General features: G+C 69.3%; 26 protein-coding genes. 19 read left to right on the top strand and 7 right to left on the bottom strand.

All coding sequences use genetic code 11. The annotated features are described in order from the left end of the window. Positions 1-79: 79 nt before the first annotated feature. From asd to rsgA, 3 genes are all read right to left on the bottom strand, one after another. Positions 80-940: an archaetidylserine decarboxylase gene (gene asd, locus BLU22_RS01610; protein ID WP_090216161.1), complete on the bottom strand. Its 861-nt coding sequence runs from the start codon at positions 938-940 to the stop codon at positions 80-82. A gap of 15 nt (positions 941-955) precedes the next feature. Then, positions 956-1,771 (bottom strand): rhodanese-like domain-containing protein, encoded by an 816-nt coding sequence (locus BLU22_RS01605; protein WP_090211627.1) that lies wholly within the window; start codon positions 1,769-1,771, stop codon positions 956-958. Between the two features lie 98 nt (positions 1,772-1,869). Beyond that, complete coding sequence (gene rsgA / locus BLU22_RS01600; RefSeq protein ID WP_090216158.1) at positions 1,870-2,901, bottom strand: small ribosomal subunit biogenesis GTPase RsgA; 1,032 nt, start codon at positions 2,899-2,901, stop codon at positions 1,870-1,872. An 83-nt stretch (positions 2,902-2,984) separates the two neighbouring features. On the opposite strand from rsgA, the gene orn reads away from it, so the two are divergent. Next, entirely contained in the window at positions 2,985-3,527 is a 543-nt protein-coding gene (orn, locus tag BLU22_RS01595; protein WP_090211625.1) for an oligoribonuclease, read from the top strand. On the opposite strand, the gene queG is transcribed toward orn, so the two are convergent. Further along, positions 3,517-4,608 carry a tRNA epoxyqueuosine(34) reductase QueG gene (gene queG, locus BLU22_RS01590; protein WP_090211624.1) on the bottom strand — a complete coding sequence of 364 codons (1,092 nt, stop codon included), beginning with the start codon at positions 4,606-4,608 and terminating at the stop codon, positions 3,517-3,519. The two genes, orn and queG, sit on opposite strands and share 11 nt — an antisense overlap. Positions 4,609-4,671: 63 nt before the next feature. Between queG and BLU22_RS01585 the strand changes: the two genes are divergently transcribed. The 12 genes from BLU22_RS01585 (at position 4,672) to BLU22_RS01530 (ending at position 17,694) form a co-directional block, all read left to right on the top strand. Then, positions 4,672-6,174: an NAD(P)H-hydrate dehydratase gene (locus tag BLU22_RS01585; protein ID WP_090211622.1), complete on the top strand. Its 1,503-nt coding sequence runs from the start codon at positions 4,672-4,674 to the stop codon at positions 6,172-6,174. A gap of 26 nt (positions 6,175-6,200) precedes the next feature. Then, positions 6,201-6,635, top strand: a complete 435-nt coding sequence (tsaE, locus tag BLU22_RS01580) for a tRNA (adenosine(37)-N6)-threonylcarbamoyltransferase complex ATPase subunit type 1 TsaE (protein WP_394327540.1) — start codon at positions 6,201-6,203, stop codon at positions 6,633-6,635. Continuing rightward, positions 6,635-8,125, top strand: coding sequence for an N-acetylmuramoyl-L-alanine amidase (locus BLU22_RS01575; RefSeq protein ID WP_090216153.1), 1,491 nt, complete (start codon positions 6,635-6,637; stop codon positions 8,123-8,125). The genes tsaE and BLU22_RS01575 overlap by 1 nt, the downstream gene beginning before the upstream one ends. Continuing rightward, entirely contained in the window at positions 8,122-10,017 is a 1,896-nt protein-coding gene (mutL, locus tag BLU22_RS01570; protein ID WP_090211620.1) for a DNA mismatch repair endonuclease MutL, read from the top strand. The genes BLU22_RS01575 and mutL overlap by 4 nt, the downstream gene beginning before the upstream one ends. A 39-nt stretch (positions 10,018-10,056) precedes the next feature. After that, the gene (miaA, locus tag BLU22_RS01565) at positions 10,057-11,022 is read left to right on the top strand and encodes a tRNA (adenosine(37)-N6)-dimethylallyltransferase MiaA (RefSeq protein WP_090211618.1); all 966 of its coding nucleotides are present in this window, start codon (positions 10,057-10,059) and stop codon (positions 11,020-11,022) included. Positions 11,023-11,133: 111 nt separating this feature from the next. Then, a complete protein-coding gene (gene hfq, locus BLU22_RS01560; RefSeq protein ID WP_059231646.1) occupies positions 11,134-11,379 on the top strand; it encodes an RNA chaperone Hfq in 246 nt (81 codons plus the stop codon). Between the two features lie 15 nt (positions 11,380-11,394). Further along, positions 11,395-12,696, top strand: coding sequence for a ribosome rescue GTPase HflX (hflX, locus tag BLU22_RS01555; protein ID WP_090211617.1), 1,302 nt, complete (start codon positions 11,395-11,397; stop codon positions 12,694-12,696). A 99-nt stretch (positions 12,697-12,795) separates the two neighbouring features. Then, the gene (hflK, locus tag BLU22_RS01550) at positions 12,796-13,962 is read left to right on the top strand and encodes an FtsH protease activity modulator HflK (protein WP_090211614.1); all 1,167 of its coding nucleotides are present in this window, start codon (positions 12,796-12,798) and stop codon (positions 13,960-13,962) included. Then, the gene (hflC, locus tag BLU22_RS01545; RefSeq protein WP_090211612.1) at positions 13,962-14,834 is read left to right on the top strand and encodes a protease modulator HflC; all 873 of its coding nucleotides are present in this window, start codon (positions 13,962-13,964) and stop codon (positions 14,832-14,834) included. Before hflK ends, hflC begins: the two co-directional genes overlap by 1 nt. A gap of 105 nt (positions 14,835-14,939) precedes the next feature. Next, complete coding sequence (locus BLU22_RS01540; RefSeq protein ID WP_090211611.1) at positions 14,940-15,125, top strand: DUF2065 domain-containing protein; 186 nt, start codon at positions 14,940-14,942, stop codon at positions 15,123-15,125. A gap of 32 nt (positions 15,126-15,157) precedes the next feature. Next, on the top strand, positions 15,158-16,345 hold the full coding sequence (locus BLU22_RS01535) for an ATP phosphoribosyltransferase regulatory subunit (protein ID WP_090211610.1): 1,188 nt from the start codon (positions 15,158-15,160) through the stop codon (positions 16,343-16,345). Positions 16,346-16,398: 53 nt separating this feature from the next. Next, on the top strand, positions 16,399-17,694 hold the full coding sequence (locus BLU22_RS01530) for an adenylosuccinate synthase (RefSeq protein WP_090211608.1): 1,296 nt from the start codon (positions 16,399-16,401) through the stop codon (positions 17,692-17,694). 110 nt (positions 17,695-17,804) lie between these two features. Here the strand turns inward: BLU22_RS01530 and BLU22_RS01525 are convergent, their stop codons facing one another. From BLU22_RS01525 to BLU22_RS01515, 3 genes are all read right to left on the bottom strand, one after another. Next, positions 17,805-19,157: an OprD family porin gene (locus BLU22_RS01525; protein WP_090211607.1), complete on the bottom strand. Its 1,353-nt coding sequence runs from the start codon at positions 19,155-19,157 to the stop codon at positions 17,805-17,807. Between the two features lie 161 nt (positions 19,158-19,318). Further along, positions 19,319-20,167 (bottom strand): sigma 54-interacting transcriptional regulator, encoded by an 849-nt coding sequence (locus BLU22_RS01520; RefSeq protein WP_090211605.1) that lies wholly within the window; start codon positions 20,165-20,167, stop codon positions 19,319-19,321. Between the two features lie 45 nt (positions 20,168-20,212). Further along, entirely contained in the window at positions 20,213-20,794 is a 582-nt protein-coding gene (locus tag BLU22_RS01515) for an alpha/beta hydrolase (RefSeq protein WP_090211603.1), read from the bottom strand. A gap of 219 nt (positions 20,795-21,013) precedes the next feature. Between BLU22_RS01515 and oscA the strand changes: the two genes are divergently transcribed. The 6 genes from oscA (at position 21,014) to xerD (ending at position 26,255) form a co-directional block, all read left to right on the top strand. Continuing rightward, complete coding sequence (gene oscA, locus BLU22_RS01510; RefSeq protein WP_090211601.1) at positions 21,014-21,199, top strand: sulfur starvation response protein OscA; 186 nt, start codon at positions 21,014-21,016, stop codon at positions 21,197-21,199. Positions 21,200-21,393: 194 nt separating this feature from the next. Then, positions 21,394-22,389 (top strand): sulfate ABC transporter substrate-binding protein, encoded by a 996-nt coding sequence (locus tag BLU22_RS01505; RefSeq protein WP_090211599.1) that lies wholly within the window; start codon positions 21,394-21,396, stop codon positions 22,387-22,389. A 118-nt stretch (positions 22,390-22,507) separates the two neighbouring features. Next, positions 22,508-23,326 carry a sulfate ABC transporter permease subunit CysT gene (gene cysT, locus BLU22_RS01500; protein ID WP_090211597.1) on the top strand — a complete coding sequence of 273 codons (819 nt, stop codon included), beginning with the start codon at positions 22,508-22,510 and terminating at the stop codon, positions 23,324-23,326. 10 nt (positions 23,327-23,336) lie between these two features. Further along, positions 23,337-24,206: a sulfate ABC transporter permease subunit CysW gene (cysW, locus tag BLU22_RS01495; RefSeq protein WP_090211595.1), complete on the top strand. Its 870-nt coding sequence runs from the start codon at positions 23,337-23,339 to the stop codon at positions 24,204-24,206. Positions 24,207-24,209: 3 nt separating this feature from the next. Next, the gene (locus BLU22_RS01490; RefSeq protein WP_090211594.1) at positions 24,210-25,187 is read left to right on the top strand and encodes a sulfate/molybdate ABC transporter ATP-binding protein; all 978 of its coding nucleotides are present in this window, start codon (positions 24,210-24,212) and stop codon (positions 25,185-25,187) included. 171 nt (positions 25,188-25,358) lie between these two features. Then, positions 25,359-26,255: a site-specific tyrosine recombinase XerD gene (xerD, locus tag BLU22_RS01485; protein ID WP_090211592.1), complete on the top strand. Its 897-nt coding sequence runs from the start codon at positions 25,359-25,361 to the stop codon at positions 26,253-26,255. Positions 26,256-26,337 lie beyond the last annotated feature (82 nt).

Below are 26,337 nucleotides of genomic sequence, written 5' to 3'. Positions count from 1 at the left end.
GGGCGCGGTGGTGCGCGAACTTGTGATGGAGTTCCGCCCCTGCGTCCGTACCGCTCATGCGGACGCAGGGTGGCGGCGATCAGGCGAGCGGTTCGGCCAGTTGCTGGCCCATGCGCACCGCGCTGCCGGCGGCCAGGCCTTCGGCCCAGCGCACCTGCTCGGGGCCGAACAGCACGATGGCGGTGGAGCCGAGCTTGAAACGGCCGAGTTCGGCGCCCTTGTCCAGGTGGATCGGCTGCTGCGCCGCCGCGCCGTAGCGGAAGTGCTTGAGCGCGCGCTTGGGCGGGGTGACCAGCCCGGCCCACACGGTTTCCACGCTGGCGACGATCATCGCGCCGACCAGCACCACCGCCATCGGCCCGCGCTCGGTGTCGAACAGGCAGACCACCCGCTCGTTGCGGGCGAACAGCTCGGGGACGTTCTCGGCGGTGAAGCCGTTGACCGAGAACAGCTTGCCCGGCACGTAGACCATCTCGCGCAGGGTGCCGGCCAGCGGCATGTGCACGCGGTGGTAGTCCTTGGGCGAGAGGTAGACGGTGGCGAACTGCCCGCCCATGAACGGCGCGGCCATCTCGGCGTCGCCGCCGAGCAGCTCCAGCACGCTGAAGCTGTGGCCCTTGGCCTGGAAGATGCGGCCGTGCTCGATCGCTCCGAGCTGGCTGATCGCGCCGTCGGCCGGGCAGAGGATGGCGCCGGGGCTGGCGTCCAGCGGCCGCGCGCCGTCGCGCAGGGCGCGGGTGAAGAAGGCGTTGAAGTGTTCGTAGGCGTGGGGATTGCCGATCACCGCCTCGCTCATGTCGACCTGGTAGCGTTTGACGAACCAGCTGATCAGCGGGTTCTTGAACCACTCGGCGCGGCACTCGGCGGCGCAGCCGATCAGTCGCGACAGGGCGTGGTGCGGCAGCAGGTACTGGCCGGCGAGAAACAGGCGTTCTTGGATGTTCATGGCGTGTCCTTAGCGTTCCACCGGGGTGTCGGGATGGTTGCCCCACTCCGACCAGGAGCCGGCGTAGGCCTTGATGTGCGGGTAGCCGAGCGCGCGCATCGCCAGGTAGGTGAGGCCGGAGCGGCGATGGGTCTGGCAGTGGGTGACGATTTCCCGGTCGGCCGTGATGCCGCGCGCGGCGAGCAGCTCGGCGAGGTCCTCGCGCAGGCGCAGGGCGCGCTGCCGGTCCAGGCAGTCGGTCCATTCCAGGTTGACGGCGCCGGGGATGTGTCCGCCTTTCGCCGCCAGTACCTTCTCGCCGGCGTATTCGGCGGGCGAGCGGGCGTCCCAGATCAGCAGCCGGGCATCGTGCAGGTGTTCGAGCAGGTACTCGCGGCTGGCCAGTACGTCGGCGCACGGCTGCACCGAAACCGGGCCGCCGACCGCGGCCGGCACCTCGCGGGACAGCTCGCGGCCCTCGGCCAGCCAGGCCTGCAGGCCGCCGTCGAGGTGGTGCCAGCGGCGATGGCCGATCAGGTCGAGCAGCCAGCCGAAGCGTCCGGCCCAGGGGCCGCCCTCGTCGTCGTAGAGCACGTAGACGGCGTCGGCGCGGTGGCCCAGCTCGCCGAGCAGCGCCTGGAAGTCGTCCCAGTTCGGCAGCAGGCCGGGGGCCGGCGGCTGGCCGAGCTGGGTGCGCTTGCTGTCGACATGGCGCGCGCCCGGAATGTGCCCTTCGGCGTAGCGGGCTGCGGGGCTCAGGTCGACGAGGATCAGTTCCGGCGCGTCGAGGCGGCTGGCCAGTTCGCTGGGCTCTAGCAGCAGCGGCAGGTCGGCGAAGACGGACATGGCGGGCTCCGATGGCAAGGGGAAAGCGGGGAGTGTACTGAAAATGCCCCGGTTCGTAGGGGGGGGCGGGCGCTGTCGTGGTCCCGCCTGCGCCGCACTCAGTATTCCGGCTCCGGCAGGCTCGCCAGGATATGCCGGTAGCTGGCCAGGCGCTGCGGGTGGATGCGGCCTTCTTCCAGGGCGTTGAGCAGCGCGCAGCCCGGTTCGCGGTCGTGCTTGCAGTCGCGGAAGCGGCAGCGGCCGATGAGGTCGCGGAACTCGACGAAGCCGTCCTCGACATCGGCGCGGGTGACGTGGCCGAGGCTGAATTCGCGGATGCCGGGCGAGTCGATCAGTTCGCCGCCGCCGGGGAAGTGGAACAGCCGCGCGGTGGTGGTGGTGTGGGTGCCCTTGCCGGTCAGCTCGGACAGCGCGCCGACGCGCAGGTCGACGCCCGGCAGCAGGGCGTTGACCAGCGACGACTTGCCGACCCCGGACTGGCCGACGAACACGCTGACCCGGCCGTCCAGCGCCGCGCGCAGATCGTCCATGGCGTTGCCGTTGTGTGCCGAGACTTCCAGCAGCGGATAGTCGAGGGCGCGGTAGACGTCGAGCAGGGCATCCAGTTTCGCCGCGTTGCCCTCGTCGACCAGGTCGGCTTTGTTCATCAGCAGCAGCGGACGGATGCCGGCGTGATCGGCGGCGATCAGGTAGCGATCGATCAGGTTGGCGTGCGGTTCGGGCAGCGGGGCGAAGACGATGACGATCTGGTCGACGTTGGCCGCCACCGGCTTGAGCACGCCGCGCATGTCCGGGCGGCACAGCTCGGAGCTGCGCGGCAGCTGGGCGACGATCACGCCGATGCCCTGGTTGCCGGCGCGCCACACCACCCGGTCGCCGGTGACCAGCGCCGGCAGGTTGGCGCGCAGGTGGCAGCGGCAGACCTGGCCGGCCAGTTCGCCTTCCAGCGCCTCGACTTCCACCTGCACGCCGAAGTGGGCGATTACCAGGCCGTGCTGTTCGGGGCCGAGATCGCCACCTTCCAGCTCTTCCACGGCGCGCGACTCGCGCTTGGCCGCGCGGGCGGCGCGCTCTTCCTGGATCTTCTCGATGCGCCAGCTCTGCCGGCGGCTCAGTTGGCGTTTGGCCATGATGCGTCCGTAGGTGAATTTCGGCGGCGAGTCTAGCATGCGGTGCGACTGCTAGAATGGGCGCATTCATCGAGGAACCCGCCATGCAGAACCCGCAGAACCTGATCTGGATCGACCTGGAAATGACCGGCCTGGAGCCCGACAGCGACGTGATCCTGGAGATCGCCACCATCGTTACCGACGCCCAGCTCAACGTGCTGGCCGAGGGGCCGAGCCTGGTGGTGCACCAGAGCGATGCGGTGCTCGACGGCATGAACCCCTGGTGCATCGAGCAGCACGGCAAGAGCGGGCTGACCCAGCGGGTGCGCGAGAGTCGCATCGACACCGCCGAGGCCGAGGCGCGCACCCTGGAGTTCCTGCGCCAGTGGGTGCCGGAGCGCAGCTCGCCGATGTGCGGCAACAGCATCGGCCAGGACCGGCGTTTCCTGGTGCGCTACATGCCGCGCCTGGAAGCCTTCTTCCACTACCGCAACCTGGACGTCTCGACCATCAAGGAGCTGGCAGCGCGCTGGGCGCCGGCGGTCAAGGACGGTTTCACCAAGGACAGCAGCCACCTGGCGCTGGACGACATCCGCGACTCCATCGCCGAGCTGAAGTACTACCGCGAACACCTGTTCAAGTGCTGAGTGCCGTGTCGGGGCGGGCGGCGTCGCGATGGCGGGCCAGCGCCCACTCGACATGCTCGCGCACCAGCGCCGAGGGGTGCTCGCGGCGCAGTGCGAGCGCTTCGAGCACCGCGATGCTGGTCGGCGCATTGCCCAGGCCGACCGCCAGATTACGCAGCCAGCGCTCGTAGCCGGCGCGGCGCAGCGGCGAGCCCTCGGTGCGGGCGAGAAACTCCTCCTCGCTCCAGCGCAGCAGGCTGGCCAGTTCGGCGTTGTCCAGGCCGTGGCGCGGCTGGAAGTCGCCCTGGCGGGTGGGGCGGGCGAAGCGGTTCCACGGGCAGACCAGCTGGCAGTCGTCGCAGCCGAACACCCGGTTGCCGATCAGCGGGCGCAGTTCGACCGGGATGCTGCCCTTGAGTTCGATGGTCAGGTAAGAGATGCAGCGCCGCGCATCCAGCTGGTAGGGGCCGACGAAGGCGGCGGTCGGGCAGATGTCCAGGCAGGCTTGGCAGCGCCCGCAGTGCTCGCTTGCGTGCGGGGCGTCGACCGGCAGCGGCAGGTCGACGTACAGCTCGCCGAGGAAGAACCAGCTGCCGGCCTGCTTGTTGATCAGCAGGGTGTTCTTGCCGATCCAGCCGAGGCCGGCCTGGCTGGCCAGGGCCTTCTCCAGCACCGGCGCGCTGTCGACGAAGGCGCGGTAGCCGAACGGGCCGATCCGGGCCTGGATGCGTTCTGCCAGTTGCTGCAGGCGCTTGCGGATCAGTTTGTGGTAGTCGCGGCCCAGCGCGTAGCGCGACAGATAGGCCTTCTCCGGGCGTGCCAGCACCTCGGTCATGCGGGTGTCGCCGGGCAGGTAGTCCATGCGCAGGGAGATCACCCGCAGGGTGCCGGGCACCAGTTCGGCCGGACGCGAGCGCTTGTCGCCGTGGGCGGCCATGTAGTCCATCTCGCCGTGATGGCCGGCGGCCAGCCAGCGATGCAGGTGCGCCTCGTGCTCGCCCAGTTCGATCCCGGCGATGCCGACCTGCTGGAAGCCCAGCTCGCGGCCCCAGTCCTTGACGGTGCGGGCGAGGGCGGCGAGGTCGATTTCACTGGTCGGCATGGCTGGCGGTGCTCGGGGGCTGGGGGGGTATAATTATGCCTAACCCCGCTGCCGAATGATTCCATGCCCGCCTCTCCGGATCGCCTGCCCCTTGCCCTTTATCGCGCCGCTCAGGTGCGCGCCCTGGATGCCCGCCTGATCGCCGCCGGCACGCCCGGTTTCGAGCTGATGCAGCGCGCCGCCCAGGCCGCCTGGCGTGCGCTGCGTCGGCGCTGGCCGCAGGCCGGCGAGCTGTGCGTGCTGGCCGGACGCGGCAACAACGCCGGCGACGGCTACCTGATCGCCCTGCTGGCGCAGCGCGCCGGCTGGCGGGTGCGGGTGCTGGCGGTCGGCGATCCGGCGCAGTTGGTCGGCGATGCCGCCCGCGCCCATGCCGAGGCGCGAGCCGGCAGGGTGCGCATCGAGCCGTGGAGCGAGTGCGCGCCGCTGTCCGGAGTGCTGGTCGATGCGCTGCTCGGCACCGGCTTGAGCGGCCCGGTGCGCGAACCCTTCGCCCAGGCGATCCGCCTGATCAACGCCAGCGGCCTGCCGGTGCTGGCGGTGGATATCCCCTCCGGGCTGTGCGCCGACAGCGGACGGGTGCTCGGCGAGGCGGTGCGCGCCGAACTGACGGTGACCTTCGTCGGTCTCAAGCTCGGCCTGTTCAGCCTGGACGGCCCGGATCGTTGCGGTGCGCTGCGGTTCGCCGACCTGCAGGGCGCCGCGCCGCTGCCGGCCGGCGAACCGCCGGCGGCCTGGCGGCTGGCCGGCGAGCGCCTGCCGACGCTGGCGGCGCGGCCGCGCAACGTCCACAAGGGCCAGCTCGGCCATGCGCTGGTGGTCGGCGGCGACACGGGGTTCGGCGGCGCGGCGCTGCTGGCGGCGGAAAGCGCCCTGCGCGGCGGGGCCGGGCTGGTCAGCCTGGCGACCCGCGAGGAACATGTGGCGGCCGCGCTGGCGCGGCGCCCGGAAGTGATGGCGCGCGGCGTGCGCTCGGCCAACCAGATTCAGGAGCTGGCCGCGACTGCCGACGTGCTGGTGCTCGGCCCCGGCTGCGGCCAGGGCGCCTGGGCGCGCAGCCTGCTCGGCGGGCTGGGGGCGTTGGACAAGCCGCAGGTCTGGGACGCCGATGCGCTCAACCTGCTGGCCGCCGGGGCGCTCGCCGCCCCGCGCGGGCGCTGGCTGGCCACTCCGCATCCCGGCGAAGCGGCGCGCCTGCTCGGCTGCAGCACCGCCGAGGTGCAGGCCGACCGGGCGGCGGCGGCGCTGGAACTGGCGCGGTGCCTGAATGCGGTGGTGGTGCTCAAGGGGCTCGGCAGCCTGATCGCCAGCCCGGACGGCACGCTGCACCTGTGCGACCACGGCCATCCGGCGATGGCCGGCGCGGGCCTCGGCGATGTGCTGGCCGGGCTGCTCGGCGCCTTGCTGGCCCAGGGGCTGGAGCCGGAGGCGGCGGCGCGTCTGGGCGTCTGGCTGCATGCGCGTGCCGGCGAGCGGCTGGGCGGCGCGGGGCGCGGCCTGGCCGCGGCCGACCTGATTGAGGACATTCGACATTTGCTGGAGGAGCACAGTCCGTGCCTGAACTGACCCTGTATGCCGCCGACGAAGCCGCCATGCTCGCCCTGGGCGCGCGCCTGGCCGAGGTGACCGCAGGCGTCGGCGTGATCTGTCTGCATGGCGACCTGGGGATGGGCAAGACCACCCTGTCGCGCGGCCTGCTGCGCGGCCTCGGCCATGCCGGCGCGGTGAAAAGCCCGACCTTCACCCTGGTCGAGCCTTACGAGCTGGGCGAGAAGCGCGTCTACCACTTCGACCTTTACCGCCTGGCCGATCCCGAGGAGCTGGAATTCTTCGGCATCCGCGACTATTTCGACAGTGACGCCCTGTGTCTGATCGAGTGGCCCGAGCGCGGCGCCGGCGTGCTGCCGCCCGCCGATCTGGAGGTGACCATCGACGTGCAGGGCGAAGGCCGCTGCCTACACCTGCAGCCGCGCGGTGCGCGCGGCGAGGCGTGGTGCGCGGCGCTGCGGGCGGGGGGCATGCGCTGATGGTCGGGAACAAGAGGGGGCTGCGCGGCTGGTTCGGCCTGGGCGTCGGTCTGTGCTGCCTGCTGCTCGGCGAGCTGGCCGCGGCGGCCAGCGAGATCCGCAGCGTGCGCCTGTGGCGTGCGGCGGACAACACCCGTCTGGTGTTCGACCTCAGCGGCCCGGTGCAGCACAACGTGTTCACCCTGAGTGCGCCGGAGCGCATCGTCATCGACGTCGACGGCGCGAAGATGACCAGCGCGCTGGATCGTCTGGCCACCGCGCAGACGCCGATCCGCGGTCTGCGGGTTGCCGAGCGCGCGCCGGGACAGCTGCGCATCGTCCTCGACATGGCCAGCGCCGTGCTGCCCAAGAGCTTCACCCTGGCGCCCAACCAGCAGTACGGCCACCGCCTGGTGGTCGACCTGTTCGACCAGGCCGCCGGCAAGGCCCCGGCGCCCGCCGCCCCGCCGGCACCGGCCAGCCCGGCGCTGGCCGGCACGGCAAAGCCGGCACCCGCTGCGCCGCCGGCCGTCGCGCCGCCGGCTCGTCCGCCGGTCGCGCCGGCGAGCACTGCGGCCCTGCCGCCGGCGCCCAAGGGCAAGCGCGACATCGTCATCGCCATCGACGCCGGCCACGGCGGCAAGGACCCCGGTGCGCTGGGCCCCAACGGCGAGCGCGAGAAGGATGTGGTGCTGGCAATCTCCCGCGAGCTCAAGCAGGTCATCGACCGCGAGCGCGGTTTCCGCGCCGAACTGGTGCGCACCGGCGACTACTTCATTCCGCTGGGACGGCGCCCGGCGATCGCCCGCAGCAAGGGCGCCGACCTGTTCATCTCGGTGCATGCCGACGCCGCACCGCGCGCGGCAGCCTTCGGCGCCTCGGTGTTCGCCCTTTCCGACCGCGGCGCCACCTCGGAAACCGCGCGCTGGCTGGCCGACCGCGAGAACCGCTCGGACCTGATCGGCGGCGCCGGCAGCGTCAGTCTGGACAACAAGGACCGCATCCTGGCCAGCGTGCTGCTCGACCTGTCGATGACCGCCACGCTGTCCTCCAGCCTGGACGTCGGCCAGAAGGTGCTGAGCAACATGGGGCGGATCACCCCGCTGCACAAGCGGCGGGTCGAGCAGGCCGGCTTCATGGTGCTGAAGTCGCCGGACATTCCGTCGATCCTGGTGGAAACCGGGTTCATCTCCAACCCTGGCGAGTCGAAGAAGCTGGCCACCAAGAGCCACCAGCAGGCGCTGGCGCGCTCGATCCATACCGGGGTGCGGCAGTTCTTCCACGAGAATCCGCCGCCGGGTACCTACATCGCCTGGCTGCGTGACCAGGGCAAGATCAGCATCGGCGCACGCGAGCACGTGGTGGCACCCGGCGAAAGCCTGGCCCTCATCGCCCAGCGCTATCAGGTCGGCCTGCCCGAGCTGCGCCGTGCCAATCGCCTGGGCAGCGACAGCCTCAAGGCCGGCCAGTTGCTGACCATTCCGGCGCAGGCCCTGGCGGCGCAGCCATGAGCGACGCTTTGCGCATCCAGTTGCTGACGCCGCGCCTGGCCAACCAGATCGCCGCCGGCGAAGTGGTCGAGCGGCCGGCCTCGGTGGCCAAGGAGCTGCTGGAGAACAGCCTGGATGCCGGCGCGCGGCGCATCGACATCGAGGTCGAGCAGGGCGGCATCAAGCTGCTGCGGGTGCGCGACGACGGCGCCGGCATCGAGGCCGACGACCTGCCGCTTGCGCTGGCCCGCCACGCCACCAGCAAGATCCGCGAACTGGAGGATCTGGAGCGGGTGCTGAGCCTGGGCTTTCGCGGCGAGGCGCTGGCCTCGATCAGCTCGGTGGCGCGTCTGACCCTCACCTCGCGGCGGCGCGGCGCGGCACAGGCCTGGCAGGTCGAGGCCGAGGGGCGCGACATGCTGCCCAGCGTGCAGCCGGCGGCGCACCCCGACGGCACCACGGTCGAGGTGCGCGACCTGTTCTTCAACACCCCGGCGCGGCGCAAGTTCCTGCGCGCCGAGAAGACCGAATTCGATCACCTGCAGGAGGTGGTCAAGCGCCTGGCGCTGACCCACTTCGAGGTCGGCTTCCACCTGCGCCACAACGGCAAGGGCGTGCTCGGCCTGCATCCGGCCGGCGACCAGCACAGCCAGGCGCGGCGGGTGGCCAGCGTCTGCGGGCCGGCCTTCCTGGAGCAGGCGCTGCCGCTGGACATAGAGCGCGGCGGCCTGCGCCTGTGGGGCTGGGTCGGCATGCCGACCTTCTCGCGCAGCCAGGCCGACCTGCAGTACTTCTACGTCAACGGTCGCACCGTGCGCGACAAGCTGGTCGCCCACGCGGTACGCCAGGCCTACCGCGACGTGCTGTACAACGGCCGCCACCCGGCCTTCGTGCTGTTCCTGGAGATCGACCCGGCGACGGTGGACGTCAACGTCCATCCGACCAAGCACGAGGTGCGCTTCCGCGACAGCCGGATGGTTCACGACTTCCTCTACGGCAGCCTGTACCGGGCGCTGGCCGACGTGCGCCCGGACGACCAGTTGGCGGTCGCGGCGGCCACGCCGCGCAGCGCGCCGGCGCCCGGCGGGTTGGCGGCCGGCGAGTTCGCCGGGCAGAACGAGATGGCGCTGGCCGAGCATGTGCCGGCCGCGCTGCCTGCGTCCCCCGGCTGGCAGCCGCCGGCCGGAGCTCAGACGCGCAGCGTAGGCGGCGGCTATCGCCCTGCGCCGCTCCCCGGCGGGCAGCCGCAGGCCGAGCTGCAGGGCGCCTACCGCGAGTTCTTCACCCCGCTGGCCACGGCGGCGCCGTTGCCCGCCGAACAGGGCGATGTGCCGCCGCTGGGCTATGCGCTGGCGCAGCTCAAGGGCGTGTACATCCTCGCCGAAAACGCCCAGGGCCTGGTGCTGGTGGACATGCACGCGGCTCACGAGCGGATCACCTACGAGCGCCTGAAGAGCGCCATGGCCAGCGAGGGACTGCGCGGCCAGCCGCTGCTGATGCCCGAGTCCATCGCCCTCAGCCAGCGCGAGGCCGACTGCGCCGAGGAGCATGCCGAGTGGTTCGCCCGTCTCGGCTTCGAGCTGCAGCGCCTCGGCCCGGAAACCCTGGCGATCCGCCAGACGCCGGCCCTGCTCAAGCAGGCGCAGGCCGGCCAGCTGGTGCGCGACGTGCTCGGCGACCTGCTCGAATACGGCACCAGCGACCGTATCCAGGCGCACCTCAACGAGCTGCTGGCGACCATGGCCTGCCACGGTGCGGTGCGCGCCAATCGCCGCCTGAGCCTGCCGGAGATGAACGCCCTGCTGCGCGACATGGAACACACCGAGCGCAGCGGCCAGTGCAACCACGGCCGGCCGACCTGGACCCAGCTGGGCATGGACGAGCTGGACAAGCTGTTCCTGCGCGGACGCTGAGCGCCGCGCCTTTCTCCCGATCACCGACCGAGTGTGCCGATGCCTGCGCTGCCTCCTGCCATCTTCCTCATGGGTCCGACCGCCTCGGGCAAGACCGACCTGGCCATCGAGCTGGCCCGCCTGCTGCCCTGCGAGATCGTCAGCGTCGACTCGGCGCTGGTCTACCGCGGCATGGACATCGGCACCGCCAAGCCGCCGCGCGAACTGCTCGAGGCGTTCCCGCACCGGCTGATCGACATCCGCGATCCGGCCGAGAGCTACTCGGCCGCCGAGTTCCGCCACGACGCCCTGGCGGCGATGGCCGAGATCAGCGCCGCCGGGCGCATTCCGCTGCTGGTCGGCGGCACCATGCTGTACTTCAAGGCGCTGCTCGAGGGCCTGGCCGACATGCCTTCGGCCGACCCGGCGGTGCGCGCGCAGCTGGAGGCGCAGGCGGCCGCCGAGGGCCTCGCCGCGCTGCATGCCGAGCTGGCGCGGGTCGATCCCGAGTCGGCGGCGCGCATCCATCCCAACGACCCGCAACGGCTGGTGCGCGCCCTGGAAGTGTACCGGGTCAGCGGCCTGAACATGAGCGAGCATCGCCGCCGCCAGCAGCTGCAAAATCTGCAGGATGCTGCGCCGCAACAGCGGGCTTTGCCTTATACTGTCGCGCACTTGGCGATCGCTCCGGCACAGCGTCAGGTGCTGCACGAGCGGATCGCCCGGCGCTTTCACGGCATGCTGGAACAAGGCTTCATCGCCGAAGTCGCAGCCCTGTATGCGCGAGGCGATCTGCACGCCGGTCTGCCGTCGATCCGCTCGGTGGGCTACCGCCAGGCGTGGGACTTTCTCGAAGGGCGCAGCGACCGGGCGGAAATGGTCGAGCGCGGCATCATCGCCACCCGTCAACTGGCCAAGCGGCAGTTCACCTGGCTGCGCAGCTGGCCGCAGGTCCACTGGCTCGACAGTCTGGCCGGCGACAATCCGGCGCAGGCCTTGAAATACCTGCGAGCGATCTCCACTTAGTCACACAGTTTCGGCCCGCCGCCGGCTATCCTCTGGGGAAGCGCAGCAGCAAGCCTTTACTGATCGAATTCGAATCAATAAAACCAATTATCCCCTGAAGGAGTGTGGAAAATGTCAAAAGGGCATTCGCTACAAGACCCTTACCTCAATACCCTGCGTAAGGAACGTGTTCCGGTTTCCATCTATCTGGTCAACGGTATCAAGCTGCAGGGTCAGATCGAGTCGTTCGACCAGTTCGTCATCCTGCTGAAGAACACCGTCAGCCAGATGGTCTACAAGCACGCCATCTCCACCGTGGTTCCGAGTCGTCCGGTGCGTCTGCCCAGCAGCGAAACCGGCGAGTCGGACAGCGAATAAGCGGAGCCGCCAGTCTTGTTCTTCGAACGCCCCGGTGGCGGCGAGCGTGCTCTCCTGATTCACCTGGAGGGCCAGGCGCCCGAGGCGCGTGAAGATCCCGAGGAGTTCCTCGAACTGGCCCGTTCGGCGGGTGCCGAGGTCGTTGCCTTCGTCAACGTCCCCCGGCATCAGCCGACCGCCCGCTTTCTGATCGGCAGCGGCAAGGTCGACGAGATCCGCGAACGGGTCCATGCCGACGGCATCGAGCTGGTCATCTTCAACCACACCCTCACGCCCAGCCAGGAACGCAACCTGGAAAAGGCCTTCGAGTGCCGGGTGCTCGACCGTACCGGGCTGATCCTCGATATCTTCGCCCAGCGCGCGCGAACTCACGAGGGCAAGCTGCAGGTCGAACTGGCCCAGCTCGAACACATGAGTACGCGGCTGATCCGCGGCTGGACCCACCTGGAACGGCAGAAGGGCGGTATCGGTCTGCGCGGCCCGGGCGAGACCCAGCTGGAAACCGACCGCCGTCTGTTGCGGGTACGTATCCGCCAGATCAAGCAGCGCCTGGAGAAGGTTCGCAGCCAGCGCGAGCTGGCCCGGCGCGGGCGCAAGCGCGCCGAGGTGCCGGTGGTGTCGCTGGTCGGCTACACCAACGCCGGCAAGTCGACGCTGTTCAACGCACTCACCGAGGCGGACGTCTATGCCGCCAACCAGTTGTTCGCAACCCTCGACCCGACCCTGCGCCGTCTCGACTTCGACGACGTCGGTCCGGTGATCCTCGCCGATACCGTAGGCTTCATCCGTCATCTGCCGCATAAACTGGTGGAGGCGTTTCGCGCCACCCTGGAAGAGTCGAGCAACGCCGACCTGCTGCTGCACGTGATCGATGCCCACGAGCCGGAACGCGACCTGCAGATCGAGCAGGTGTATTCGGTGCTCAAGGAAATCGGCGCCGACGAGCTGCCGACTCTCGAGGTATACAACAAGCTCGACCTGTTGCCCGGCGTGGCGCCGCAGATCCAGCGCGACGACAGCGGGCGTCCGGTGCGGGTCTGGCTGTCGGCCCGCGAAGGGGGGGGGCTCGACCTGCTGCGTCAGGCGCTCAGCGAACTGCTCGGCGACGATCTGTTCTGCGGCACCCTGCGTCTGCCGCAGCGACTGGGCCGGATGCGCGCGCAGTTCTTCGCGCTGGGTGCGGTGCAGCAGGAGGCTCACGACGAGGAAGGCGCCACCCTGCTGACGGTGCGCCTGCCGCGCGTGGAACTCAATCGCCTGGCCAGTCGCGAAGGCTGGCAGCCGGACGAGTTCCTGGCGCAACATACTTTGCAATAAAGCACTGCGCGGCGGTTTTACCGTTGCTCGGGGGCTTTGGGTAGCATTCACCGATGTGCGCCATGCGCGCATCTACGCGTGACCAGTGGGGAGAACGCTATGGCCTGGAATGAGCCGGGTGGCAACTCGAACGACAAGGATCCCTGGGGCGGCCGCCGTGGCGGCGACCGGCAGGGGCCACCGGATCTTGACGAAGCCTTGCGCAAGCTGCAGGACAACCTCAACGGGTTGTTCGGCGGACGCAAGCGGCGTGGCGGCGACGAAGGCGGCAGCGGCACCGGCAAGGGCGGCGGGATCGGCCTGCTGGCCGTGGTCTTCGCCGGACTGGCCGCGCTCTGGCTGTACAACGCCGTCTACGTGGTCGACGAGCAGGAGCAGGCGGTGATCCTGCGCTTCGGCAAGTACTACGAGACCGTCGGGCCGGGCCTGAACATCTACCTGCCGCCGATCGATCGCAAGTTCCAGGAGAACGTCACCCGCGAGCGCGCCTACAGCAAGCAGGGGCAGATGCTCACCGAGGACGAGAACATCATCGAGGTGCCGCTGACCGTGCAGTACCGGGTGAGCAACCTGCAGGAGTTCGTGCTCAACGTCGACCAGCCGGAAATCAGCCTGCAGCACGCCACCGACAGCGCCCTGCGCCACGTGGTCGGCTCGACCTCCATGGATCAGGTACTGACCGAGGGCCGCGAGCAGATGGCCATCGACGTACGCGAGCGTCTGCAGCGGTTCCTCGACACCTACAAGACCGGCATCACCGTGACCCAGGTGAACATCCAGAGCGCCGCCGCGCCGCGCGAGGTGCAGGAAGCCTTCGACGACGTGATCCGGGCCCGCGAGGACGAGCAGCGCGAGAAGAACCAGGCCGAGGCCTACGCCAATGGCGTGATCCCGGAGGCGCGTGGCCAGGCCCAGCGCATCGTCGAGGATGCCAACGGCTATCGCGAGGAAGTGGTGGCGCGCGCCCAGGGCGAGACCGACCGCTTCACTCGCCTGCTGGCCGAATACCGCAAGGCGCCGGAGGTGACCCGCGAGCGCCTGTATCTGGAAACCATGCAGGATCTGCTGGGCAACACTAACAAGGTGCTGGTCACCGGCGATCAGGGGCAGAACAACCTGCTCTATCTGCCGCTGGACAAGATGATCGACAACCGCGCGTCTACCGCTGCGCCGCTGGCGCCGAGTGTGCAGGCCGGTGCGGCCGAGCCGGCGCCGCGTGCGACGAGCGATCTGCAGCGTGATCTGCGTTCGAGGGAGGGCCGCTGATGAGCAGCAACAAGTCGCTGATCGCCCTGATTGCCGCTGCCGTGCTGGCACTGGTGGGCTGGAACTGTTTCTACATCGTCCTGCAGACCGAAAAAGCCGTGCTGCTGCAGTTCGGCCGGATCGTCGAGGCCGATGTGCAGCCGGGGCTGCATGTGAAGATTCCCTACGTCAACCAGGTGCGCAAGTTCGATGCCCGCCTGCTGACTCTGGACACGCCGACCCAGCGCTTCCTGACCCTGGAGAAGAAGGCGGTGATGGTCGACTCCTACGCCAAGTGGCGGGTTGCCGATGCCGAGCGCTTCTACACCGCCACCTCGGGCGCCAAGCAGATCGCCGACGAGCGCCTGTCGCGGCGTCTGGAGGCCGGTCTGCGCGACCAGTTCGGCAAGCGCACCCTGCACGAAGTGGTGTCCGGCGAGCGCGATGCGCTGATGGCTGACATCACCCAGTCGCTGGATCGCATGGCCCGTCGCGAGCTGGGCATCGAAGTGCTCGACGTGCGGGTCAAGGCCATTGACCTGCCGCGCGAAGTCAACCGTAGCGTGTTCGAGCGGATGAGCACCGAGCGCGAGCGCGAGGCGCGCGAGCATCGTGCCAAGGGCCGCGAACTGGCCGAGGGCATCCGTGCCGACGCCGACCGTCAGCGCCGCGTGCTGCTCGCCGAGGCCTATCGCGAGTCCGAGGAACTACGCGGCCAGGGCGATGCCCAGGCGGCGGCGATCTACGCCAAGGCCTATGGCCAGGACCCGGAGTTCTACGCCTTCCACCGCAGCCTGCAGGCCTACCGCGAGAGTTTCGCCGGCAAGCGCGACGTGATGGTGCTGGACCCCAAGGGCGACTTCTTCCGCTACCTGGAAAAGGCCAAACCCTGACGGCGTTCCCCGACGGCTGTCCTGCAGCCGTCGGGGCCATGCCCGGGAAAACGTGTTATCATGCGGCAGCCGGGATTTCCCGGCTTTTTTGCGTCTGCGGGAACCATGTGGCAAGAACTCGGAATCGCGCTGTGTCTGCTGCTGGTGCTGGAAGGCATCATGCCGTTCCTCTGTCCGCGACGCTGGCGCGAGGCTGTCGTCAGTCTGGCCCGGCTGGAAGATCGCCAGCTGCGTCTGGTCGGACTGGGTAGCATGCTGCTGGGAACGGGGCTGCTCTACTGGCTCCGTTGAACACATCGCCCGGCTGAAAGGGGAGGGGCAATATGGCAACGCTGGACCGCTGGCTGCTGCCGGACGGAATCGAGGAAGTGCTGCCGGCAGAGGCGGCTCGCATCGAGGCGGCTCGCCGTCAGGTGCTGGATCTGTTCCGCAACTGGGGTTATGAACTGGTCATCACGCCGCACGTCGAATACCTGGAGTCGCTGCTCACCGGCGCCGGCCAGGATCTCGAACTGCGCACCTTCAAGGTCACCGATCCGCTGTCCGGACGGCAGATGGGCTTCAGGGCCGACATCACGCCGCAGGTGGCGCGCCTCGACGCCCACACCCACCGCCAGGAAGGGCCGAGCCGCCTGTGCTATGCCGGCAGCGTCCTGCACGCCCGGCCGCGCGCGCTGTCCACCTCGCGCAGCCCGATCCAGATCGGCGCCGAGCTGTATGGCGATGCCAGTAGCGCCAGCGACAGCGAAGTGATCGGCCTGATGCTCGAAGTGCTGGCGCTGGCCGGAGTCGCCGACGTCCACATGGACCTCGGCCATGTCGGCATCTATCGCGGTCTGGCACGGGCCGCCGGCCTGTCCGGCGAAGCCGAGCAGCAGCTGTTCGACGCCCTGCAGCGCAAGGCCATCGACGAGGTAGCCGAGCTGACCGCGGCGTTGCCGTCCGAGCTGGCCGCCATGCTGCGCGCCCTGGCCGAACTGTGCGGCGGTCGCGAAGTGCTGGCCGTCGCCCGCCAGCGTCTGGCGGCGGCACCGGCCGAGGTGCTGGCCGCGCTGGCCGAGCTGGAGACCCAGGCCGCCCAGCTGGCGGCACGCTATCCGCAGCTGCCGTTGTACTTCGATCTCGGCGAGCTGCGCGGTTACCACTATCACACCGGGGTGGTGTTCGCCGCCTTCGTGCCGGGCGTCGGCCAGGCCATCGCCCAGGGCGGTCGCTACGACGACATCGGCGCCGACTTCGGGCGTGCGCGGCCGGCCACCGGCTTCTCCACCGATCTGAAGACCCTGGTCGATCTAGGGCAGGCCATCCAGGCCGAGCCGAGCGCCGGCATCTGGGCGCCGCAGAGCGACGATGCGCGTCTGTGGCAGGCCGTGCTGGAGCTGCGCCGCAGCGGCCGCCGGGTGGTGCAGGCCCTGCCCGGGCAGGATGTGGCCGATGCCCGCGTGGCCGGCTGCGACAGCGAATTGTGTTTGCGGGAGGGTGGCTGGCAGGTTTCGCCGCTGGCCTCCTGAGTACTTTCGCCGGCGCCAAGCCGGTTCCGACCTTTCACGAGGGGACAAGAGTTATGGGTAAGAATGTCGTGGTCCTGGGCACCCAGTGGGGTGATGAGGGCAAGGGCAAGATCGTCGACCTGCTGACCGACCAGGCGGCCGCCGTGGTGCGCTACCAGGGCGGTCACAATGCCGGTCACACCCTGGTGATCGATGGCGAGAAGACCGTGCTGCACCTGATTCCGTCCGGCATCCTGCGCGACAACGTGCAGTGCCTGATCGGCAACGGTGTGGTGGTGGCGCCGGACGCGCTGCTCAAGGAAATCACCAAGCTGGAAGAGAAGGGCGTGCCGGTGCGCGAGCGCCTGCGCATCAGCCCGGCCTGCACCCTGATCCTGCCGTACCACGTGGCCCTCGACCAGGCGCGCGAGGCGGCCCGCTCCGAAGGCAAGATCGGCACCACCGGTCGCGGCATCGGCCCGGCCTACGAGGACAAGGTGGCCCGTCGCGGCCTGCGCGTCGGTGACCTGTTCAATCCCGAGCGCTTCGCCGCCAAGCTCAAGGAGCTGCTGACCTACCACAACTTCGTGCTGGAGCACTTCTACAAGGTCGACCCGGTCGACTACCAGAAGACCCTGGACGATGCCCTGGCCTACGCCGAGATCCTCAAGCCGATGGTGCTCGACGTCACCGCGCGCCTGCACGAGCTGCGCAAGGCCGGCGCCTGCATCATGTTCGAAGGCGCCCAGGGCTCGCTGCTCGACGTCGACCACGGCACCTATCCCTACGTGACCAGCTCCAGCACCACCGCCGGTGGCGTGGCCACCGGCTCCGGCGTCGGTCCGCTGTACCTGGACTACATCCTCGGCATCACCAAGGCCTACACCACCCGCGTCGGCTCCGGTCCGTTCCCCACCGAGCTGTTCGACGAGGTCGGTGCGCGCCTGGCCGAGAAGGGTCACGAGTTCGGCTCCACCACCGGTCGTGCCCGTCGCTGCGGCTGGTTCGATGCGGTGATCCTGCGTCGCGCCATCGAGATCAACTCGATCTCCGGTCTGTGCCTGACCAAGCTCGACGTCCTCGACGGCCTGGAAACCGTCAAGCTGTGCGTGGCTTACCAGAACGCCACCGGCGAGCTGATGAGCGATGCGCCGACCGACGCCGACAGCTACGTCGGGCTGGTGCCGGTCTACGAGGAAATGCCCGGCTGGAGCGAGTCCACCGTCGGCGCCAAGTCCCTCGACGAGCTGCCGGCCAACGCCCGCGCCTACATCAAGCGAGTGGAAGAGCTGGTCGGTGCGCCGATCGACATCGTCTCCACCGGCCCGGACCGCGTCGAGACCATCGTGCTGCGCCACCCCTACGCCTGAGGGCGCGCGCGCCGGTCCGGGGGCTTGCGCCCTCCGAGCGGCCAGCCATGAAAAAACCCGCTGCCTGGGCAGCGGGTTTTTTTATCCGTCCGCGGCGTGCGCCGGTGCGGTTACAGCAGCGGCAGGGTGTAGCTGACGATCAGGCGGTTCTGGTCGAGATCGTCCTGGCTCTGCCCCTTGCTGCGCAGCGAGGCGTTGCGCCAGGAGAAGTTCAGCCCCTTGAGCGCGCCGTCCTGCAGGGTGTAGTCGAGGCGGAAGTCGCGCTCCCACTCCTTGGCATCGTGACCGCTGGTGGTCTTGATGTTGGTGCCCTTCAGGTAGGCGACGCTGGCCTTCAGGCCCGGCACGCCCAGTGCGGCGAAGTCGTAGCCGTACTCGGCGAAGCTGGTGCGCTCGCCGGCGCGGGTGAAGCTGGTGATCTGCCGGTCGGTGAGCAGGTACACGCTGGTGCCACCGGCGCCCTTGCTGCCGTCCAGGTTACCCTGGTTGAGCTGGACGAAGTTGCTGTCCTCGGAGACGCGCTGGTGGCCGAGGGTCAGGCTGTGGGCGCCCAGACCGTAGGTGAAGCCCAGGCTCCAGGTGTCGTTGTCGATCTTCTTGCTGCCGTCGCGGGTGTAGCCACCCACCGTGTAACCGCCGGCGCGGCCGGCTGCGCTGTCGTTGGCACCGTCGGCGTCGGTCTTGAAGTAGCGCAGGTCGGTCTTCAGCGAGTGCTGGTCGGCCAGCGCCAGGCTGTGGGTCAGGCCGGCGAAGTGCTGCTTGTAGTAGTCCTCCAGGTTGGCGTAGTAGTACTGGGCCAGCAGCTCGGGGGTGACTTTCCAGTCGCCGCCGGCGAACACGAACTGGTTGCTTTCCTGGCTGCCGCCGCCGACCGCCAGGCCGGTGCTGTCGCTGGAGGCGCGGCCCACGGCGTGCTCGATCAGACCGCCGGTGAGGGTCAGGTTGTCGATCTCGTTGGAGATCAGCTGGCCGCCCTCGAAGGTCTGCGGCAGCAGGCGGCCGTCGTTGGACACCAGGATCGGCAGCTTGGGCAGCAGGGTGCCGATGCGAGCCTCGGTCTTGGAAACCTTGACCTTGCCGGTCAGGCCCAGGCGGGAGAAGTCGTTCACGGCGCTGCCGTCGCTCTCCAGCGGGAACAGCTGGCCCGGGGTGCGGTCGCTGCCGCCCTTGCCGGCGCGGCCGCCGCCGTCCAGACGCACGCCCAGCAGGCCGATGGCGTCGACGCCGAAGCCCACGGTGCCCTCGGTGAAGCCGGATTGGTAGTTGAGTACGAAGCCCTGGCCCCACTCTTCGGCCTGGCCGGCGTAGTCCTGCGACTCGCGGTTGTCCTGGTTGAAGTAGAAGTTGCGCAGGGTCAGGCTGGCCTTGCTGTCTTCGACGAAGCCGGCGGCTGCGGCGGGCAGGGCCAGCGGCAGGCCCACGATGCCTGCCAGGATAGCGACTGCGAGGGGGGACTTGTTCATTGCGTGATACTCCATGAATGCTCGGGTGAAGGGCCGGGCGTGCTGACGTTTCGTGGACGAATGGGTAGGCACGGGCCGGCCGGAAAACGCGCTGTCGCGCCAAGGGGCGCAAGGGTACGGCAAGTCGTATAGCTCTTGAAGTAATGAGTGTTTATTTCTAGCTATTTTTCTGGAATATGCGCCGCGATTCCGGCCGGCGCCGGCAGGTCGAGGTGCGCAGGTCCGATCCGCCCGTCGCTGACCAGCAGGGCGAAGTGCACGACGCTTTCCAGTTCGCGGCTGTTGCCGGGCCAGGAGTACCGTTGCAGAGCCTGCTGCGCCTCCGGGCCGAGGCTCGGCAGCGGCAGGTCGAGGCGCTGGGCGTGCATGCCGAGGAAATAGTCGGCCAGCGCGAGGATGTCGCCGCGCCGCTCGCGCAGCGGCGGCAGGTGCAGGCTGCCGTCGCTCAGGTAGGCGAGCAGGCGCGCGTCGAAGCGTCCCACCGCGGCGGCCCGGCTGAGGTCGAAACTGGTGGCCGCCACCAGGCGCACATCCACCGCGCGCGCCTCGCGGTCGCCGACGCGCAGCACCTCGCGGGTTTCCAGGGCGCGCAGCAGCTTGTGCTGCAGCTTGAGCGGCAGGTCGCCGATCTCGTCCAGATACAGGGTGCCGCCGTGCGCCGAGCCATACCAGCCGGCGCGGCTGCTGGCCGAGTCGTTGTGCACGCCGGGCAGGTGGCCGAACAGTTCGGCCTCGCCGTGCTGCGGGCTGAGGCTGGCGCAGTTGAGGGCGACGAACAGGCCGGGGCGGCCGCTGGCGCGATGGATGTGGCGGGCCAGCAGCTCCTTGCCGGTGCCGGTTTCGCCGCGGATCAGCAGCGGCTGGGTACCTGGCGCCAGACGCTCGACCTCGGCCTGCAGGCGTTGCGAGCGCGGGTCGAGAAACACCAGGGCCTTGGCGCGGATGCTCAGCGGGCTGCGTTCGGCGGCGCTGAAGGTCAGCAGCGTCGAGTGGTGGGGGGCGACAGACATGGGGCTCTCCTGGCCGGCGCGGCGGCCGTGCGCGGGTGTCGGCGCTCAGGCCCGGCGACGGGCCTGCGCCTCGATCAGGCTCTGCAGGCGGTACAGGTAGGCGAAGCCCTGTTCCCACTGGCGGTGCCCGGATTTGACGTTGATGTGTCCGGCGCCGCTCAGCAGCAGCGGATCGGCGCCCCAGCGGCGCGCCAGCTCCAGGGCGCGCAGCGGCGTGGCGGCCGGATCGTTGTCCGAACCGACCAGCAGGCTGGGGAAGGGCAGCCGACGTTGCGGGATGGGCGCGAAATTCTGCAGCGGCGCCGGGCAGCCGGCGCGTTCGACATCCGCCGGCGCCACCAGCAGCGCGCCCTGCACCTTGGCCAGCAGGGCCGGTGCGGCCTGTGCGGCCCAGTGGGCGAGGGCGATGCAGCCCAGGCTGTGGGCGATCAGGATCAGCCGGTCGGGCGCGGCGGCGATGTGTCGGTCGAGGCTGGCGATCCACTGCGCCCGCTGCGGGGTGTGCCAGTCGGCCTGTTCGACCCGGCTGGCGTCGGGCAGCACGCGTTGCCAGTGGCTCTGCCAGTGCTCGGCGGGCGAGCCTTGCCAGCCCGGCAGGATCAGGTAGTGGACAGGATGACGGCGCATGGCGAAGGCCCTCGTGACGGCTGCGGATGGCGGCAGTCTAGGAAGCCACTGAAAGAATGTTAAGTAATAAAAAATTATTTATTTATTCTTTATTGATATTCCTTATAGGTCTATAAAAATGATCAAAAAGTATTTTCAGGAATATTCGAGGAAGGCCTAGTATCCGCTCCAGCCGCCGCAGTCAGTCCGATCCGGCGGCCCTTGCCCAGGAGCATTCCCATGAGCACCACCCTACGCAGTGTTGCCGGCCAGGACGAAGCCGGTCTGTTGCGCGAGATCCACAATGCCCTCCATGGTCTGCGTTATGGCGCGGTGGAAATCACCGTGCACAACGGCCAGGTGGTGCAGATCGAGCGCAAGGAAAAGTTCCGTCTGCAGACGCCGACCGGCAGCAAGCCGGCCTGACGAGCGCCAGGCCCGACTGGACCACCAGAGGGCGTGCCATGACCCCGAGCCATAGCCGATGAGCACGAGCCCCGCCATGAACACGCATCCCCACCGCCGCTGTTGCTGGCGAATGTGTCGCTGAAACCCGCCACGACTTTCACCACCTTCGCATTGTCCGCGTGCCCTGCGAGGCACGCTCAAGGAGCACCAGCATGTCCATTCGTCGTTTCGCCCTGGCCGCCATCGCCGGCCTGTCCCTCAGCGCCGCCGTCCAGGCGCAGACCCTGCTCAACGTGTCCTACGACCCGACCCGCGAGCTGTACAGCGAGTTCAACGCCGCCTTCGACCGGCACTGGCAGTCGCTCGGCAACGAGGCTGTGACCATCCAGCAATCCCACGGCGGCTCCGGCAAGCAGGCCCGCGCGGTGATCGACGGCCTGCGCGCCGACGTGGTGACCCTGGCCCTGGCCGGCGACATCGACGAGCTGCACAAGCTCGGCAAGCTGATTCCCGAGGACTGGCAGTCGCGCCTGCCGCAGGCCAGCACCCCCTACACCTCGACCATCGTGTTCCTGGTGCGCAAGGGCAATCCCAAGCAGATCAAGGACTGGGACGACCTGGTCAAGCCGGGCGTCGAGGTGATCACCCCGAACCCAAAAACCTCAGGCGGCGCGCGCTGGAACTTCCTCGCCGCCTGGGCCTACGCCCAGCAGAAGTACGGCAGCGAGGAAAAGGCCCAGGCCTTCACCGAGCAGCTGTACAAGAACGTCCCGGTGCTCGATACCGGCGCCCGCGGCTCGACCATCACCTTCGTCAACAACCACATCGGCGACGTGCTGCTGGCCTGGGAGAACGAGGCGTTCCTCGCCCTCAAGGAGCAGGGCGGCGACAACTTCGAGATCGTCGCACCCTCGCTGTCGATCCTCGCCGAGCCGCCGGTGGCGGTGGTCGACAAGAACGTCGAACGCAAGGGCACCCGCGAGCTGGCCACTGCCTATCTGAACTACCTGTACAGCGAGGAGGGCCAGCGCATCGCCGCCAAGCACTTCTATCGCCCGCGCAACGAGAAGGTCGCCGCCGAGTTCGCCGCGCAGTTCCCGGCGCTCAAGCTGGTGACCATCGACCAGGACTTCGGCGGCTGGAAAACCGCGCAGCCGAAGTTCTTCAACGACGGCGGGGTGTTCGACCAGATCTACCGGGCACAGTGAGGATTTGCCAGTCCGCCCGCTCTAGCGTGCGGGTTTTCCTGTGACCCAGGCGCTGCAGGATCCGTCAGGAGCCTGCAGCGTTGCGTTGTACACACCCCGCGTGAGACCCGAGGAGCCTATGTCCCGTCGCATTTCCCCCGTCATACCCGGCTTCGGGCTGACGCTGGGCTACACCCTGGTGTATCTCGGCCTGTTGGTGCTGATTCCGCTGGGCGCCATGTTCGTGCATGCCGCGCAACTCACCTGGAGCGAGTTCTGGGCCATCGTCACCGCGCCGCGGGTGCTGGCCGCCCTCAAGCTGAGCTTCGGCACCGCCTTCGTCGCCGCGCTGATCAACGGCGTGATCGGCACCCTGCTGGCCTGGGTGCTGGTGCGCTACACCTTCCCCGGGCGCAAGGTGATCGACGCGATGATCGACCTGCCGTTCGCCCTGCCCACCGCGGTGGCCGGCATCGCCCTGACCGCGCTGTACGCGCCGAGCGGGCTGGTCGGCCAGTTCGCCACCGACCTCGGCTTCAAGATCGCCTACACCCCGCTGGGCATCGCTCTGGCGCTGACCTTCGTGACCCTGCCGTTCGTGGTGCGCACCGTGCAGCCGGTGCTGGAAGACATTCCCCGCGAGGTCGAGGAGGCCGCCGCCTGCCTCGGCGCCCGGCCGCTGCAGGTGTTCCGCCATGTGCTGCTGCCGGCGCTGCTGCCGGCCTGGCTGACCGGCTTCGCCCTGGCCTTCGCCCGCGGCGTCGGCGAGTACGGCTCGGTGATCTTCATCGCCGGCAACATGCCGATGAAGACCGAGATCCTGCCGCTGCTGATCATGGTCAAGCTCGACCAGTACGACTACACCGGCGCCACCGCCATCGGCGTGATGATGCTGGTGGTGTCCTTCGTCCTGCTGCTGCTGATCAACCTGCTGCAGCGCCGCATCGAAACCCCCTGAGGAGGCCGCCATGTCATCCACTACCGCTGCCTCCGCCCAGGTCAACGCCGCCCGTCGCGGCCATGCGCTGGGGCGCAGCCTGCTGATCGCCGGTGCCTGGCTGGTGTTCGCCCTGTTCCTGCTGCTGCCGCTGTACATGGTGCTCAGCGAGGCGCTCAAGCTGGGTCTGGGCACCTTCTTTGCGGCGATCCTCGAACCCGACGCGATCGCCGCGCTGAAGCTGACCCTGCTCGCCGTGGCCATCTCGGTGCCGCTCAACCTGGTGTTCGGCGTCGCCGCCGCCTGGTGCGTGAGCAAGTACCAGTTCCGCGGCAAGAGCATCCTGGTCACCCTGATCGACCTGCCGTTCTCGGTGTCGCCGGTGATCGCCGGCCTGATCTACGTGCTGCTGTTCGGCGCCCAGGGCTTCTTCGGCGAGTGGCTGGGCGAGCGCGACATCCAGATCGTCTTCGCCGTGCCCGGCATCGTCCTGGCCACCCTGTTCGTCACCGTGCCCTTCGTCGCCCGCGAGCTGATCCCGCTGATGCAGGAGCAGGGTACCCAGGAGGAGGAGGCCGCGCGCCTGCTCGGCGCCAACGGCTGGCAGATGTTCTGGCACGTCACCCTGCCGAACATCAAGTGGGGGCTGATCTATGGCGTGGTGCTGTGCACCGCGCGGGCGATGGGCGAGTTCGGCGCGGTGTCGGTGGTCTCCGGGCATATCCGCGGCTACACCAACACCCTGCCGCTGCACGTCGAGATCCTCTACAACGAGTACAACCACGTCGCCGCCTTCAGCGTCGCCAGCCTGCTGCTGGCCCTGGCGCTGTGCATCCTGCTGCTCAAGCAGTGGAGCGAAAGCCGTCTGTCCCGCCTCAAGTCGAAAGCTGCCGAGGAATAAGCCATGAGTATCGAGATCCGCAACGTCAGCAAGCGCTTCGGCGCCTTCCAGGCCCTCGACGAGATCAATCTGGACATCCGCAGCGGCGAACTGGTGGCCCTGCTCGGCCCCTCCGGCTGCGGCAAGACCACCCTGCTGCGGATCATCGCCGGGCTGGAAACCCCGGACGTCGGCAGCATCGTGTTCCACGGCGAGGACGTCTCCGGCCACGACGTGCGCGACCGCAACGTCGGCTTCGTGTTCCAGCACTACGCGCTGTTCCGCCACATGACGGTGTTCGACAACGTCGCCTTCGGCCTGCGCATGAAGCCGAAGAAAGAGCGCCCCAGCGAGGCGCAGATCAAGGACCAGGTCCACGAGCTGCTCGGCATGGTGCAGCTCGACTGGCTGGCCGACCGCTACCCCGAGCAGCTCTCCGGCGGCCAGCGCCAGCGCATCGCCCTGGCCCGCGCGCTGGCGGTGGAGCCGAAGATCCTCCTGCTCGACGAGCCGTTCGGGGCGCTGGACGCCAAGGTGCGCAAGGAGCTGCGCCGCTGGCTGGCGCGCCTGCACGAGGAGATCAACCTGACCTCGGTGTTCGTCACCCACGACCAGGAGGAGGCCATGGAGGTCGCCGACCGCATCGTGGTGATGAACAAGGGCGTGGTCGAGCAGATCGGCTCGCCCGGCGAGGTCTACGAGCAGCCGGCCAGCGACTTCGTCTACCACTTCCTCGGCGACTCCAACCGTCTGCACCTGGGCGAGGAGGGGCACATCCTGTTCCGTCCCCACGAGGTGTCGCTGTCGCGCGAGGCGCTGCCCGGCCATCTGCCCGCCGAGGTGCGCGACATCCGCCCGCTGGGCGCCATCACCCGCATCACCCTGCGCGTCGAGGGCCAGGGCGAGCCGCTGGAAGCCGAGGTGGTGAAGAGCCATCCGAGCCTGCTCGGCCTGCAGCGCGGCGCACGGCTGTACTTCCAGCCGTCCGGCCGGCGCGGCTGAGCCGACGCCGCGCGGCGCCGGCACTGGCCGAGTCCGCGCGGGCTGCCCGGTCCGGCTCGGCGGCGCCGGGCGAGGGCCGTCCGGCTGGCGCTGCGGCGATGCGGTAGCCGGCTTTCGCGCAGCGCCGCACCGTGCCAGACTGGTGATCCATCCAGCAGTCGCGTCCTGTCCATGTCCGCCGCCAAGCATCCCCTGATCGAGCGTTTTCTCCGCTACCTGTGGCTGGAGCGCGGCCTGTCGCGGCATACCCGCGAGGCCTACGGCGCCGACCTGGCGCTGTTCCACGACTGGCTGGCCGAGCGCGGCGCCGACCTGCAGCGCGGCGACCGCGAGCATGTCCGCGAGTATCTGGCCTGGCGCCTGGAGGCCGGCTATCACGCCCGCTCCGTGGCCCGGCTGCTGTCCTGCCTGCGCCACTTCTACGGCTTCTGCAAGGTCGAGGGCTGCATCGACGAGGACCCGACCCTGCAGGTGATCCTGCCGCAGCAGTCGCGCGCCGTGCCGCACAGCCTCAGCGAGGCGCAGGTGCTGGCGCTGCTCGCCGCGCCGGACACCGGCGAGGCGCTCGGCCTGCGCGACCGCGCCATGCTCGAAGTGCTGTATGCCTGCGGCCTGCGGGTCAGCGAGCTGGTGGCGCTGACCCTGGAGCAGGTCGAGCTGCGTCAGGGGCTGGTGCGGGTGCCGGGCAAGGGCGCCCGCGAGCGTCTGGTGCCGCTCGGCGAAGTGGCCATCGACTGGCTGCGGCGCTACCTGCGCGAGGCGCGCGGCGAACTGCTGCTCGGCAAGCCCAGCGATGTGCTGTTCCCCAGCCTGCGCGGCGAGCAGATGACCCGGCAGACCTTCTGGCACCGCATCAAGCGCCACGCGCGCAGCGCCGGCATCGAGCAGCCGCTGTCGCCGCACACCCTGCGGCACGCCTTCGCCACCCACCTGCTCAACCATGGCGCCGAGCTGCGGGTGCTGCAGCAGCTGCTCGGCCATCGCCTGCTGTCCACCACGCAGATCTACACCCGGCTCGCCGAGACCCGCCTGCAGGCGCTCGGCGCCACGCCCGCGGCGCACGACTAGCGCTGTCCGGCGCATCGGAGGCGGGCGCCGGGTGTGGTAGTCTTGGCAGCGATTTTGCCGTCCCGCCGACCCGAGGAATCTT

Source organism: Pseudomonas guangdongensis (assembly GCF_900105885.1).
Lineage (GTDB): Bacteria > Pseudomonadota > Gammaproteobacteria > Pseudomonadales > Pseudomonadaceae > Geopseudomonas > Geopseudomonas guangdongensis.
The sequence above is the reverse complement of the archived record's forward strand: the minus strand, read 5'-3'. Positions and strand labels throughout refer to the sequence as shown.